The 13,064-nt window shown below is 70.3% G+C and carries 12 protein-coding genes and 1 pseudogene; 6 read left to right on the top strand and 7 right to left on the bottom strand.

From position 1 onward, the window contains the following. Positions 1 to 6: 6 nt before the first annotated feature. On the bottom strand, positions 7 to 1,377 hold the full coding sequence (locus ABT063_RS19760) for a glutamine synthetase family protein (protein WP_351058647.1): 1,371 nt from the start codon (positions 1,375 to 1,377) through the stop codon (positions 7 to 9). A gap of 86 nt (positions 1,378 to 1,463) precedes the next feature. On the opposite strand from ABT063_RS19760, the gene ABT063_RS19755 reads away from it, so the two are divergent. Continuing rightward, positions 1,464 to 2,198 carry a FadR/GntR family transcriptional regulator gene (locus ABT063_RS19755; protein WP_351058646.1) on the top strand — a complete coding sequence of 245 codons (735 nt, stop codon included), beginning with the start codon at positions 1,464 to 1,466 and terminating at the stop codon, positions 2,196 to 2,198. Positions 2,199 to 2,262: 64 nt separating this feature from the next. Continuing rightward, a complete protein-coding gene (locus tag ABT063_RS19750) occupies positions 2,263 to 2,958 on the top strand; it encodes a gamma-glutamyl-gamma-aminobutyrate hydrolase family protein (RefSeq protein ID WP_351058645.1) in 696 nt (231 codons plus the stop codon). Here ABT063_RS19750 and ABT063_RS19745 read toward each other — a convergent pair. Next, complete coding sequence (locus tag ABT063_RS19745) at positions 2,915 to 3,889, bottom strand: aminoglycoside phosphotransferase family protein (protein ID WP_351058644.1); 975 nt, start codon at positions 3,887 to 3,889, stop codon at positions 2,915 to 2,917. The genes ABT063_RS19750 and ABT063_RS19745 overlap by 44 nt on opposite strands. A gap of 581 nt (positions 3,890 to 4,470) precedes the next feature. On the opposite strand from ABT063_RS19745, the gene ABT063_RS19740 reads away from it, so the two are divergent. Further along, entirely contained in the window at positions 4,471 to 5,040 is a 570-nt protein-coding gene (locus ABT063_RS19740; protein WP_351058643.1) for a helix-turn-helix domain-containing protein, read from the top strand. Then, the gene (locus ABT063_RS19735) at positions 5,037 to 5,756 is read left to right on the top strand and encodes a helical backbone metal receptor (RefSeq protein ID WP_351058642.1); all 720 of its coding nucleotides are present in this window, start codon (positions 5,037 to 5,039) and stop codon (positions 5,754 to 5,756) included. Before ABT063_RS19740 ends, ABT063_RS19735 begins: the two co-directional genes overlap by 4 nt. Here ABT063_RS19735 and ABT063_RS19730 read toward each other — a convergent pair. After that, positions 5,668 to 6,034: pseudogene (locus ABT063_RS19730) on the bottom strand (SLAC1 family transporter); the annotation flags it as partial. The gene ABT063_RS19735 and the pseudogene ABT063_RS19730 sit on opposite strands and share 89 nt — an antisense overlap. Positions 6,035 to 6,246: 212 nt before the next feature. On the opposite strand from ABT063_RS19730, the gene ABT063_RS19725 reads away from it, so the two are divergent. Beyond that, entirely contained in the window at positions 6,247 to 7,182 is a 936-nt protein-coding gene (locus ABT063_RS19725) for a LysR family transcriptional regulator (protein WP_351058641.1), read from the top strand. A 316-nt stretch (positions 7,183 to 7,498) separates the two neighbouring features. Here the strand turns inward: ABT063_RS19725 and ABT063_RS19720 are convergent, their stop codons facing one another. The 4 genes from ABT063_RS19720 to ABT063_RS19705 form a co-directional block, all read right to left on the bottom strand. After that, complete coding sequence (locus tag ABT063_RS19720; protein WP_351058640.1) at positions 7,499 to 7,669, bottom strand: hypothetical protein; 171 nt, start codon at positions 7,667 to 7,669, stop codon at positions 7,499 to 7,501. Between the two features lie 2 nt (positions 7,670 to 7,671). Then, entirely contained in the window at positions 7,672 to 7,914 is a 243-nt protein-coding gene (locus tag ABT063_RS19715; protein WP_351058639.1) for a hypothetical protein, read from the bottom strand. Positions 7,915 to 8,171: 257 nt separating this feature from the next. Beyond that, a complete protein-coding gene (locus ABT063_RS19710; protein ID WP_351058638.1) occupies positions 8,172 to 10,796 on the bottom strand; it encodes an ABC transporter permease/substrate binding protein in 2,625 nt (874 codons plus the stop codon). Further along, the gene (locus tag ABT063_RS19705; protein WP_351058637.1) at positions 10,789 to 11,877 is read right to left on the bottom strand and encodes a quaternary amine ABC transporter ATP-binding protein; all 1,089 of its coding nucleotides are present in this window, start codon (positions 11,875 to 11,877) and stop codon (positions 10,789 to 10,791) included. Before ABT063_RS19705 ends, ABT063_RS19710 begins: the two co-directional genes overlap by 8 nt. Positions 11,878 to 12,069: 192 nt before the next feature. Between ABT063_RS19705 and ABT063_RS19700 the strand changes: the two genes are divergently transcribed. After that, positions 12,070 to 12,999: a 5'-3' exonuclease gene (locus tag ABT063_RS19700; RefSeq protein ID WP_351058753.1), complete on the top strand. Its 930-nt coding sequence runs from the start codon at positions 12,070 to 12,072 to the stop codon at positions 12,997 to 12,999. Positions 13,000 to 13,064: the final 65 nt, after the last annotated feature.

Below are 13,064 nucleotides of genomic sequence, written 5' to 3'. Positions count from 1 at the left end.
AGGGCCTCACAGGCGTTCGAAGGAGCGGCGGAGTTCCCAGTCGGTCACCGCGGAGTCGAAGGCGTCCAGTTCGACGCGCGCCATGTTGCGGTAGTGCGCGACGACCTCGTCGCCGAAGGCGGCCTTGGCGATCGGGCTGTTCTCCCAGAGCTCGGCGGCCTCGCGGAGCGTGGTGGGGACGTGCGCGAAGTCGGCGGCGTAGGCGTTGCCGGGACAGGGCTCCGGCAGCTCCAGTTTCTGCTCGATGCCGTACAGGCCGGCCGCCACCAGTCCGGCCACCGCGAGGTGCGGGTTGACGTCACCGCCGGGCAGCCGGTTCTCGAAGCGCAGGGAGCGGCCGTGGCCGACCACCCGCAGCGCGCAGGTGCGGTTGTCGTAGCCCCAGGCGACGGCGGTCGGTGCGAAGGAGCCGGGCTGGAACCGTTTGTAGGAGTTGATGTTGGGGGCGTAGAGCAGCGAGAAGTCGCGGAGTGCGGCGAGCTGTCCGGCCAGGAAGTACCGCATGACGTCCGACATCCCGCCCTCGTCCTGAGGGGAACCCGCCATCGCGTTGTTGCCGGCGGCGTCCGCGAGCGAGAGGTGGATGTGGCAGGAGTTGCCCTCGCGCTCGTTGTACTTGGCCATGAAGGTGATCGAGACGCCCTCCTGGGAGGCGATCTCCTTGGCGCCGGTCTTGTAGATGGCGTGCTGGTCGCAGGTGACCAGGGCGTCGTCGTAGCGGAAGACGATCTCGTGCTGGCCGGGGTTGCACTCGCCCTTGGCGGACTCGACGGTGAGGCCGGCGCCGGTCATCTCGTTGCGGATGCGACGGAGCAGGGGCTCGATCCGGCCGGTCCCGAGCACCGAGTAGTCGATGTTGTACTGGTTGGCCGGTGTGAGCCCTCTGTAGCCCGCGTCCCAGGCCTGCTCGTAGGTGTCCTTGAAGACGATGAACTCCAGCTCCGTGCCGACCTGGGCGGTGAAGCCGTGTTCGGCGAGGCGTTCCAGCTGGCGGCGCAGGATCTGGCGGGGGGCGGCGACCACCGGGGAGCCGTCGTTCCAGGCGAGGTCGGCGATGAGCATGGCCGTGCCCTCGTTCCAGGGGACTCGGCGCAGGGTGCTCAGGTCGGGGTGCATGGCGAAGTCGCCGTAGCCACGGTCCCAGGAGGACATCGCGTAGCCGTCGACGGTGTTCATCTCGGTGTCGACGGCGAGGAGGTAGTTGCAGCCCTCGGTGCCGTGGTGGAGGACCTCGTCGAGGAAGAAACGGGCGGCGAACCGCTTGCCCTGGAGCCGCCCTTGCATGTCGGGAAAGGCCAGGACGACAGTGTCGATCTCACCGCCCGCGACGAGGGCGTGCAGCTCCTCGACGCCGAGCGGGGGTGTGCGGTCTGCCACGGGAAAGCCTCCTTCGGCTTCTTCGGTCAGCCGGAAGCCCTAAGGTATTGGTGAGAACCATTGCTTGGGAAGGGGGGCACGGCCATATGTCGGTGGACACTGAGGACGGCCCGGACGACCGGCTGACCCCGGTGCTGCGCCCGGTGCGGGCGGGCAACGGCTTCGAGGAGGCGCTGGAGCAGATCCTCCAGGTGGTCCGGCTGGGTCTGGTACCGGGCGGAGAACGGCTGCCCGCGGAGCGGGAACTGGCGGAGCGGCTCGGGATCAGCCGGGTGACGCTGCGCGAGGTGCTGAAGGTGCTCCAGGACCAGGGCCTGGTCGAGTCGCGGCGCGGGCGGTACGGCGGAACGTTCGTCCTGCCCCGCACGGACGCGGGCGGCGAGGACGAGCTGCGGCGACGGATCTCCGCGGTCGACATCGAGGACGTCCTGCGCTTCCGGGAGGTCCTCGAGGTGGGCGCGGCGGGCCTGTGCGCGACGCACGGCCTGTCCGCGGAGCAGGCGGACCGGCTGCGGGAGGCGCTGGCCGCGACGCAGGACGCGCCGCTGACCGAGTACCGCCGCCTGGACACGCTGCTCCACCTCACGCTGGCCGAGCTGTGCGGCTCGCCGACGCTGACCGCGCAGTACGCGGCGGTACGGGCGTCGGTGAACGACCTGCTCGACTGCATCCCGCTTCTCGTACGCAACCTGGAGCACTCGCAGCGCCAGCACACCGCGCTGGTCGAGTCGGTGCTCGACGGGGACGCGGACGGGGCGCGGGAGATGATGCGGGAGCACTGCGCGGGGACGGCGGCGCTGTTGCGGGGGTTCCTGGCGTGAGCGGCCTTGCCGTCCAGGGTGACGCTCGGCAAAGGTATAAAGGTATTCCATTGCGGGAGGTCGCATGGCGGACAGGCCGTTGATCGGGATCAGTACGTACCTGGAGGCCGGGGCGCGCTGGGGTGTGTGGGAGCTGGAGGCCGCGCTGCTGCCCGCCGGGTATCCGCGGCTCGTGCAGCGGGCGGGCGGGCTGGCCGCGATGCTCCCGCCGGACGCGCCGGAGCACGCCGCCGCGACCGTCGCCCGCCTCGACGGCCTGGTGATCGCGGGCGGCCCGGACGTCGAGCCGGTCCGCTACGGCGCCGAGACCGACCCCCGCACCGGGCCGCCCGCGCGCGCTCGGGACGCCTGGGAGCTCGCGCTCGTCGACGCGGCGCTGACGGCGGGCGTCCCGCTGCTCGGCGTCTGCCGGGGCATGCAGTTGCTGAACGTCGCCCTGGGCGGCACGCTCACGCAGCACATCGAGGGGCACGCGGAGGTGCCCGGCGTCTTCGGCCGGCACCTCGTGAAGCCGGTGCCGGGGACGTCGTACGCCGATGTCGTCCCGGAGGAGACGTCCGTGCCGACGTTTCACCACCAGGCCGTGGACCGCCTCGGCACGGGCCTGGTCCCGTCGGCGTACGCGGCGGACGGGACGGTGGAGGCCGTGGAGCTTCCCGGCCCCCGCTGGGTGGTGGGCGTGCAGTGGCATCCGGAGATGGGTGAGGACCTGCGGGTCATGCGCGCACTGGTCGAGGCCGCGATGCGAGCCGCTTCCTGAGCCAGGCCAGGGCCGCTTCCCCCTGGGCCCGCTGAAAGGCGCGGACCGTGGGGATGCCCGGGGGCGGGGGCAGGAGCGAGTGCCGGAGGAAGAATCCGGCGAGGCCCGCCAGTGCGGCGGTGACCGCGTCCGGGTCGGCGTCGCGGCCCAGCGGGTGGGCGGTGAAGACCTCCTCCGGGTCCGGGCCGTCCTGGGCGCGGACGCAGGGCAGCATGACCAGCAGGTCGAACCAGGGTGCGGCGCGTACGGCGTGCGGCCAGTCGACGAAGACGACGCGGTCGTCGGCGGTGAGCAGGATGTTGTCGGCGCGCAGGTCTGCGTGGGCGAGGGTGTCGCCGCTGACGGCCTCGGGCCAGGGGGCGGCCAGCTCGGCGAGGTGAGGGAGGTCTGCGGCGGTCCGGGGGCCGAGGCGGGCGGCGAGGCCGGGCTCTGCGAGGAGCCGCTGCCACCCGTCGAAGATGCCGGCGAGGTCCTCGGCGGCGGGCGGGGCGTCGAGCGGGGAGGGAGTGAGGGTGCGGCTCAGTTCGGCTACGGCGTCCAGGACGCGCCGTAACTCGGCCCGACGCCACGGGACGTGGGGCTGGCGGCCGTCCACGTCCTCGAAGGCGAGGGCGACCCAGGTGCCGTCGTCGTAGGTGCCGAGGAGGCGGGGCGCGGGCACGCTCGGCGGGAGGGCGGCGGCGTTGCGGGCCTCGGCGCGGTGCATTCCCGGGCTCTGCGGGTTGGCGTCCCCGCTGACCGCCTTGACGAAGGCGCGCCGTCCATCGGCGGTGCGGACGCGGACGGCCGCGCCGGGCGAGAAGCCGCCGGTCTGGGTGACGGCGTGCACCACGGGGGCGCCGAGCAGGTCCGCGATGGCATCGCGCACCGACTCCGGGAGGCCGTTCCAGGGGGTACGGGTGCCGGTGGCGGGTGGGGCGGGGAAGCTCATGCAGGCATGGTGCGGGGCCGCGGCGGGGGCCCGCCAAGGGTTTTCCGCCGGAGTGCGCGCAGGCCCGTTGCCCGGCCACTGCTCGCCGCTGCCGCACCTGCGCCGACAGGCGCCGTACGGACCGTCGCGAGCACGGGATGAATCCGGCCAACCACATAGCGCTACATCACTGCCCGGACTTCACCGTCTTCACAACCGGGCACGCACCCCTGATCACCGGCTCGATCGGGCCCTGCGAGCCTGGGACGGGCGGGAACACAGACGGCCGCTCGCGCATTGAACTGAAAGGCAGCGCTCGTTCGCCCGTCCCGCGGCCGCCCTGCTCACCGGCCCGGACGGCCGTCCGGCGCTGCTGGTCAGCCCCTTCGCCCCGGAGAGGCAACTCGCTCCCGGCCAGGCCCGGCGGCTGATCCACTGGCGCGAACTGTGAGGTACGAGGACACCCAATGTGACATCGATGTGACGGCCGCATGAAACGGTTTGCCGAACATGCGTAAGGTGCAGACAACTCAGCAGAAGCGGTGCGCCGCGGCCGGCGCGCACGGGCAGCGCGACGACGAGCGAAGGAGGGAGCCGGAGCGATGGGCGACTACAAAGAGCAGCCCCTTCGGGTGGGCGCGGCCGTACGGCGTCGGCGCCGGTCGCTGGAGCTCACCCTCGCCGTCGTGGCCGAGCGCAGCGGCCTGTCGGTCCCCTTCCTGAGCCAGATCGAGAACGAACGGGCGCGGCCCAGCAGAAGCTCCCTGGAGAAGGTCGCCGACGCCCTGCGCACCACCGCCGTCGAACTCCTCGCCGCCGCCGACCCGGCGTGCAGCGTCGACGTCGTACGCGCGGAGGGCGTCGAGTCGACGCTCGCACCCCAGATGCGTTCCCTGGTGCGCGGTCACCACCAGATGCACGCCTCGGAGTTCACCGGCGACCACGACGCGGGCCGCGAGTTCCAGTACCGCAACGACCAGTTGATGTACGTGGCCGACGGCGGCGTGGAGATCGAGGCGGAGGGCCGCGCCTACCGTCTCGGCCGCGGCGACACCCTGTATCTCACCGGCGGGGTCCGCCACCGCTGGCGGGCGACGGTGGCGGACACCCGCGTGGTCGTCGTCGCGGTGGCCGAGCACATCGAGGCGGTCCAGGACCGGCCACGCCAGTGAGGGTCGTCTCGCTCGTCCCGTCGCTCACGGAGGCCGTCGCCGCGACGGTCCCCGGCACCCTGGTCGGCGCCACCGACTGGTGCACGCACCCGGCGGACCTGGACGTCACCCGAATCGGTGGTACCAAGAACCCGAAGGTCGACCGGATCATCGGCCTCGCCCCCGACCTGGTGATCGCCAACGAGGAGGAGAACCGCGCCCCCGACCTGGCCGCCCTGCGCGCGGCAGGCGTCGAGGTACTGGTGACCGAGGTACGCGACGTACCGGAGTCCTTCGAGGAACTGGCACGGGTGCTTCAGGCGTGCGGGGCGCCGGCCCGGCCACGCTGGCTGGACGAGGCGGAGCAGGCCTGGTCGGCGCTGCCACCGCCGGCGCACCGCACGACAGCGGTCGTACCGATCTGGCGCCGCCCGTGGATGGTGCTGGGCCGGGACACGTTCGCGGGTGACGTCCTGTCCCGCCTGGGTGTCGACCACCTGTACGCGACGCACGCCGAGCGCTATCCGCGCATCCCCGTCGAGGACCTCCGGGCGGCGGCACCCGACGTGGTCGTGCTCCCGGACGAGCCGTACCGCTTCACGGCCGACGACGGTCCGGAGGCCTTCCCGGGGCTGCCGTGCGCGCTGGTCAGCGGGCGGCACCTGACGTGGTACGGACCGTCGCTGGCCGAGGCACCACGACTGCTGGGCGAGGCGCTGCGCGCAGCCGGCCGTTGACCAGGCCGCGCACGGTGTGCGGGGCGGCGGTGGCCCAGGGCGGCGACGAGGACGACGTACAGCCCGACCGCGAGCCAGCCGTAGGCGAGCAGCCCGGTGTGCCGTGCGAGCGCCGCGGTCCCGGTCACGCAGGTGCCCACCGGAAAGGTGAACGCCCACCAGGTCATCGCGAAGCCCATGCCCTGCCGCCGGGCGCGCAGGACGTGGGCGGTGGCGAGGCCCAGCCACAGCAGCGCGAAGCCCATGACGGGGACGCCGTAGAGGACGGCGAGGACGCCAGGGAGCCGACCAGACGGCGGTGCAGGCCGTGCGCAGGCCGGGGATGTGCGCGGGAAGGGCGACTCCCGCGGTGGCGACGACGGCGGTGCCCATGACGGTGGCGTACCAGTTCGGCCCGAGGTGACGGACGGCGGTGACCATGTGTCCACCGTCTCGCCGGTGGACGCCCCCGACCAGGGAGTATGACTCTATTAGGGCATAAGGTGTCTTTATGAGCGGCGTTGGGGAACAGCAGAACGGCGGGTCGGTGGCCGGTGGCTCGCTGGCGCACCGGGTACCGGATCTCGGGGCGCTGGAACTGCTGCTGGCGGTGGCGCGGCTCGGGAGTCTCGGCGGGGCGGCGCGCGAGATGGGCATCACGCAGCCGGCGGCCAGCAGCCGGATCCGCTCGATGGAACGCCAGTTGGGCGTCGCGCTGGTGGACCGTTCACCGCGCGGCTCCCGGCTCACGGACGCCGGTGCGCTGGTGACGGACTGGGCGCGGCGGATCGTGGAGGCGGCGGAGGCGTTCGACGCGGGAGCGCAGGCGCTGCGGGACCGCCGGGACTCGCGTCTGCGCGTGGCGGCGAGCATGACGATCGCCGAGTACCTGCTGCCGGGCTGGCTGCTCGCGCTGCGCGCCCAGCGGCCGGACACGGCGGTGTCGCTGCTGGCGGGCAACTCGGCGGCGGTGGCGGAGCGGCTGCTGGCGGACGAGGCGGACCTCGGATTCGTGGAGGGACTCAATGTGCCGACGGGCCTGGACTCCGTGGTGATCGCCCACGACCATCTGATAGTGGTGACGGCACCCAAGCATCCCTGGGCACGTCGGCGCCGTCCGCTGGAGGCGTCGGAACTGGCGGCGACTCCGTTGATCCTGCGGGAGAAGGGATCGGGGACACGGCAGGTGCTGGACGCCGCGCTGGGCGGGCTCGCACGGCCGTTGATCGAGCTGTCGTCCACCACGGCGGTGAAGGCGGCGGCCGTGAGCGGGGCCGGACCGGCGGTGCTCAGCGAACTGGCCGTGGGCGAGGAGTTGGCGATGCGCCGCCTGGTGAGGGTGCCGCTGGAGGACGTGTCACTGGCGCGAGACCTGAGGGCGGTGTGGCCGACGGGCCACCGACCGGTGGGACCGGCACGGGAGCTGCTGTCGCTGACGCGAGGATAGGGAAGTGTCCCGAGAAGGTGGGCCCCGCCCGGGGGTGAGGGTGAAGCCGGGGAGAGCCCACCTCGCCCCTCAGGACGCCTTGGAGCCCGCGGCCGGTCCGGCGTCACCGTTGAGCTTCGGCGTGCTGCCGTCGAACTCGGTCCCGCGGAACGTGATCACGCGGCTCTCGCCGATCGTGTCGGACCACCCGCAACGGGTCCAGCCGGCCGACGGCCCCAGGTGGTCGTGGCACTCGTTGGTCCCAGACGTCGGTCTCGCCGTCGCCGAAACCCCAGCCGCCGACGGCGTGGTGGCCGTCCGCCTGTTCGTCCCGCACTCAGATGAGGTCTCCCGCCTTCTGGAAACAGACGGTGACCCCCTTGCCCACCGAGCACGGAGCGCCGCTCGGCGGGGCGGAGCCGTCCTTCGTCGCCGTCTGCTTGACGGACTCGGTCGCCAGTGCGGGCGTGGCGGCCAGGACGACCGCGCTCACCATGGCTCCCGCCACTGTCAGGATCCTGCTGCGATCGTCTGCGGGCCGGCCCCGTCGGGGACGATCTGGTCGCCGTCCATCGTCTTCGGCCAGATGGTGATGTTCTTGTTCTCGGCGATGACGCCGGAGAGCCCGTCGCACACCGTCCAGCCGGCGGCCTTGCCCGCGTGGTCGTGGCAGAGGCGGTCGTCGCCGGCACTGCCACCGGTGAGCCACCAGTGGACGGCGGCGTGATACCGGTCGCCGCGGGTGTCCCGCACCCGGATCTCGTCGCCCTCCTTGACGAAACATCCCTCGGCCCAGCCATCCGTGGCACACGCCGCCCCGGCCGGAGGCCCGCCGGAGACGTTCCGTGCCGTATAACCGCCGGCAGCGAATGAACGTCCCCCTTCATTGGTCGGGCACGGGGAAATCCCCGCAGAACGAAAAATGGGTGGAATGGTTTCCAAAATTTCCCGGAAACCATTCCACCCGCACCTCCGATGCGAATCCGGAGGCGGAAACCAATCGTCAGGCCTCAGGCCACCGGAGCCAGCTTGTCCTCAAGCCCCGGCTGAGCGTCCAGCCATTTCCTCGCGGACGCCTTCTCGTTCCCGGCGCCTCCCTTTTGAATCTCCACCTCGAGGGACGCGAGCTGTTCCTCGGTCAGCTTGAAATTCTTCAGCCAGCCGGAGAACTCGGGGAATTCCTTGCTGAAGCCCTTGTGCGCGACCGTGTGGATCTGTTCGCCCTCGCCCCAGGCCTTTTCCGGGTCCTTGAGCTTCTTCAGGTCGTACTTCCCGTACGCCCAGTGCGGCGTCCACAGCGTCACCACCACCGGCTCACGCTTCTTGATCGACCGGTCCAGCTCCGCCAGCATCGACGACGTACTCGACGACACCACCTTGTACTCGCCATCGAGTCCATAAGCCTTCAGGACCTTCGAGTTCAGCGTCCCCATCATCCCGGCACTCGCCTCAATACCGATGATCTTGCCGCCGAACTTCTTCCCCTGACCCTTCAGATCCGCCAGCGAATCAATGCCCTTCACATACGACGGAACCGTCAACTCGAGCGACGTCGGCCCGTACCACGAACCGAGATCCTCCAACTGGCCTTTGTAGCGGTCCACGTATTGCTTGTGCGTGGTCGGTAGCCAGCCGTCCAGTTGGACATCCATCTGCCCCTGGGCGAGCGAGGTGTAGAGCGGGCCGGGATCGAGCTGCTCGACGTTGGGCTTGTAGCCGCGGTCCTCCAGGATGTTCTGCCAGAGGTAGGTGGCGGCGATCGCCTCGTCCCACGGGAAGTAGCCCATGTCGACCGTCTTCCCCGCGTCCTTGCCCTGCGCCTTCGCGCCACCGGCAACCGGAGCGAGCTGGTCGACCAGCCCGGGGTTCTTCTTCAGCCACGTGCGCACGCCGTCCTGCTCGGCGCCCTCGCCCGCGGCACGGATGTCGTTCTCCAGGCTGGTCAGCTGCTGCTCGGTGAGCTTGAAGTCCTTCAGCCACTGCGCGACGACCGGGTCCTTCTGACTGAAGCCCTTGTGCGCGACCGTGTGGATCTGTTCGCCCTCACCCCAGGCCTTTTCCGGGTCCTTGAGCTTCTTCAGGTCGTACTTCCCGTACGCCCAGTGCGGCGACCACAGCGTCACCACCACCGGCTCACGCTTCTTGATCGACCGGTCCAGCTCCGCCAGCATCGACGACGTACTCGACGACACCACCTTGTACTCGCCATCGAGTCCATAAGCCTTCAGGACCTTCGAGTTCAGCGTCCCCATCATCCCGGCACTCGCCTCAATACCGATGATCTTGCCGCCGAACTTCTTCCCCTGACCCTTCAGATCCGCCAGCGAATCAATGCCCTTCACATACGACGGAACCGTCAACTCGAGCGACGTCGGCCCGTACCACGAACCGAGATCCTCCATCTGGGAGCTGTACTTGTCCCAGTACGCCTTGTGCGTCGTGGGCAGCCAGGCATCGGTCTGGAAGTCGATGTCCCCCCGGGCCACGCCGGAGTAGAGCGGTCCCGGGTCGAGCTGCTTGACGTCCGTCTCGTAGCCGCGCTCCTCCAGGAGCTCCTTCCACAGGTACGTCGTGGCGATCCCCTCGTCCCAGGGGATGTAGCCGAGGTTGATCTTCTTGCCCTCACCGACGTTCTTGCTGCTCCCTGCGGCCTGCTGGGAGTCGTCGGAGCCGGCCAGGTTCATGCCGCCCGCGACGAGCGCGAGAACCACGACGCCGATGACCGCGACCGCGGCGTTCGGCTTGTAACGCGTGAACTTCACTCGCCCCGCGGCGACGGCGGCCGCCTTGGCCGCCGCCCGGCGACCGAGCGGGGACACCCGCTCGCCCAGCGCTCCGGTCATGCGGTCCAGGTACATGGCGAGGAGGACCACCGCCACGCCGCTCTCGGCGGCCAGGCCGACCCGGAGCTGGGTGATCGCGGAGTAGACCTGCTCGCCGAGGCCGCCGGCCCCGGCCATGCCGCCGATGACGACCATCGACAGGGACAGCATGATGACCTGGTTGACCCCGGCCATGATCGTCGGCAGGGCGAGCGGCAGTTGCACCCGGGTCAGGGTGGTGCGCGGGCTGGTGCCGAACGCGTCGGCCGCCTCGATCAGTTCGCCGTCCACCTGCCGGATGCCCAGTTCGGTCATCCGGACGCCCGGCGGCATGGCGAAGATGATCGTCGCGAGGAGACCGGGGATGGTACCGACGCCGAAGAACATGACGCCGGGGATGAGGTAGATGAAGGCCGGCATCGTCTGCATGACGTCGAGTACCGGCCGCAGTTGGGCACTGACCCGATCGCTGCGGGCGGCCCAGATGCCCAGGGGAACCGCGATCACGACGGTGATGACCGCGGCGACGAGGACGAGGGACAACGTGTCCATCGCGTCGTCCCACAACCCGAGGGAGTCGATCAGGGCCATGCCGACGAAGGCCAGCGCACCGGGCAGCAGGCCGCGCAGCCAGCACGCGATCACGGCGAAAATGCCCGCCATCAACAGCGGTTCCCCACCGCCGAGTACGGCGTCGACGCCGTCGTACATGCCGCCGAGCACGGCCTTGACGACATCGAACAGCAAGCTCAGATGGGACTGCAGCCAGTCCACCAGGTCTTCGACCCAGTCACCGAAATGGAGTCTAGGCATTCTCGATCACCTTCCCCTCGCGGGTTCCGCGCGGGTTGTCGCAGGGCGCGGGCTCGCCCTGCTGGTCGCCGAGGAAACCGACGAGGCGTTGTCTGGGAACGCGACCGACGAGTTTCCCTTTCGCGTCGACGACTGCCACGGGGTGCGTCAGGCGGGCGCTGATCGCGCAGAGTTCGGTGAACGGCGTGTCCGGCGTCGCGGTCTCGCAGCCGCAGCTGACCTCGTCGCCACGGACGTCCCCGTCCATGACGGCACCGGCGGTCAGCACGCGAGAGCGGTCGACGTCCTGGATGAAGGAGGCGACGTAGTCGTTCGCGGGGCGGATGAGAATGTCCTCCGCGGTGCCGATCTGGACGATACGGCCGTCACGCATGACGGCGATGCGATCGCCCAGGCGCATGGCCTCGTTGAGGTCGTGGGTGATGAAGACGATGGTCTTCTTGAGCTTCCTCTGGAGCTCGATCAGCTGGTCCTGCATGTCACGGCGGATCAGCGGGTCCAGCGCGCTGAAGGACTCGTCCATGAGGAGCAGGTCGGCGTTGGTGGCCAGGGCGCGGGCCAGGCCCACGCGCTGCTGCATACCGCCGGACAGCTCGTCCGGCCAGGACTTCTCCCAGCCGGCCAGTCCGCACATGGCCAGTGCCTCGGTGGCGCGCTTCTCGCGCTCGGCGCCGGGGACGCCCTGGACCGCGAGGCCGTAGGCCGCGTTGTCGAGGACGCTGCGGTGCGGGAAGAGCGCGAAGTGCTGGAAGACCATGCTGATCTTCTTCGCGCGTACCTCGCGCAGTTCGCGGTCGGTGAGCGCGGTGAGGTCCTGGCCGTCGAAGCGGACGTGCCCCGCGGTCGGCTCCAGGAGGCCGTTGAGCATACGCAGCAGCGTGGACTTGCCGGAGCCGGACAGGCCCATGACGACGAAGATCTCGCCCGGTTCCACGGTGAAGGAGGCGTCGACCACGGCCGCGGTGGTGCCGCCGGCGCGCAGTTCCTCCCGGTCGGCTCCCTTTCGGAGCTGCTCGACTGCCTCGTCCGGCCGTTTACCGAACACCTTGTAAAGCCTTTCGGCCTCAAGTCTGGCTGACACGCGTACCTCTCGTCTCGACGGCAAGCAAGGAGACGAAGGGCCGCAAACTGTTGAATGCGCAACCGGCATCGCTCCGAGGCGGCGCCTGCCCGAACGCCTGCGGGTCAAACGCACGCGTGCTCCACTTCACATGACGTTTACCTGTGCCCACGGCGTTGCCGTCGGCGGTCGGTGTCAGTGCCGTACGGCATGATGCGAGGCGTGACCGGACGACTGATGCTCCTCGACACCGCCTCGCTCTACTTCCGCGCCTACTTCGGCGTGCCGGAGTCCGTGAAGTCCCCGGACGGCACACCGGTCAACGCGGTGCGCGGGCTGCTGGACTTCATCGACCGTCTGGTCAAGGACCATCGGCCGGACCATCTCGTGGCGTGCATGGACGCGGACTGGCGGCCGGGGTGGCGGGTCGAGCTGATTCCCTCGTACAAGGCACATCGCGTTGCCGAGGAGCACGAAGTCGGCCCGGATGAGGAGGAGGTGCCCGACACACTGTCACCACAGGTGCCCGTCATCGAGGCCGTCCTCGACGCGCTGGGCATCGCGCGCGTGGGCGTGGCGGAGTACGAGGCGGACGACGTGATCGGCACGTTCACCGCACGGGCGGGGGGCCCGGTCGACATCGTCACCGGCGACCGCGACCTGTACCAGCTGGTGGACGACGCGCGCGGGGTGCGCGTGCTGTATCCGCTCAAGGGCGTCGGCACGCTGCAGATCACCGACGAGGCGGTGCTGCGGGAGAAGTATGGGGTCGACGGCAGGGGGTACGCGGATCTGGCGCTGCTGCGCGGCGATCCGAGCGACGGCCTGCCGGGCGTGCCCGGCATCGGTGAGAAGACGGCGGCCAAGCTGCTGGCCGAGTTCGGCGACCTGGCCGGGATCATGGCCGCGGTCGACGATCCGAAGGCCAGGCTCACGCCGTCGCAGCGCAAGCGGCTGGACGAGTCACGGCCGTATCTGGCGGTGGCGCCAAAGGTCGTGAAGGTCGCGGACGACGTCCCGCTGCCGGACGTCGACACGGTTTTGCCGCGTACGCCGCGCGATCCCGCGGCGCTGGACGCGTTGGCGGTTCGCTGGGGACTGGGCGGGTCGTTGCAGCGACTGCTCGCGACCCTCGTGGCGTAATCGAAGATCTCGTGGCGCAATATGGGGGTCTTTACCGCGGGAGAAGGTGCTAACTTAGGTAAGCC

The organism is Streptomyces sp. NPDC002838 (assembly GCF_040295365.1).
Classification (GTDB): Bacteria; Actinomycetota; Actinomycetes; order Streptomycetales; family Streptomycetaceae; genus Streptomyces.
Note: the sequence above shows the minus strand (reverse complement) of the source record. Positions and strands in the feature narration are given on the sequence as shown.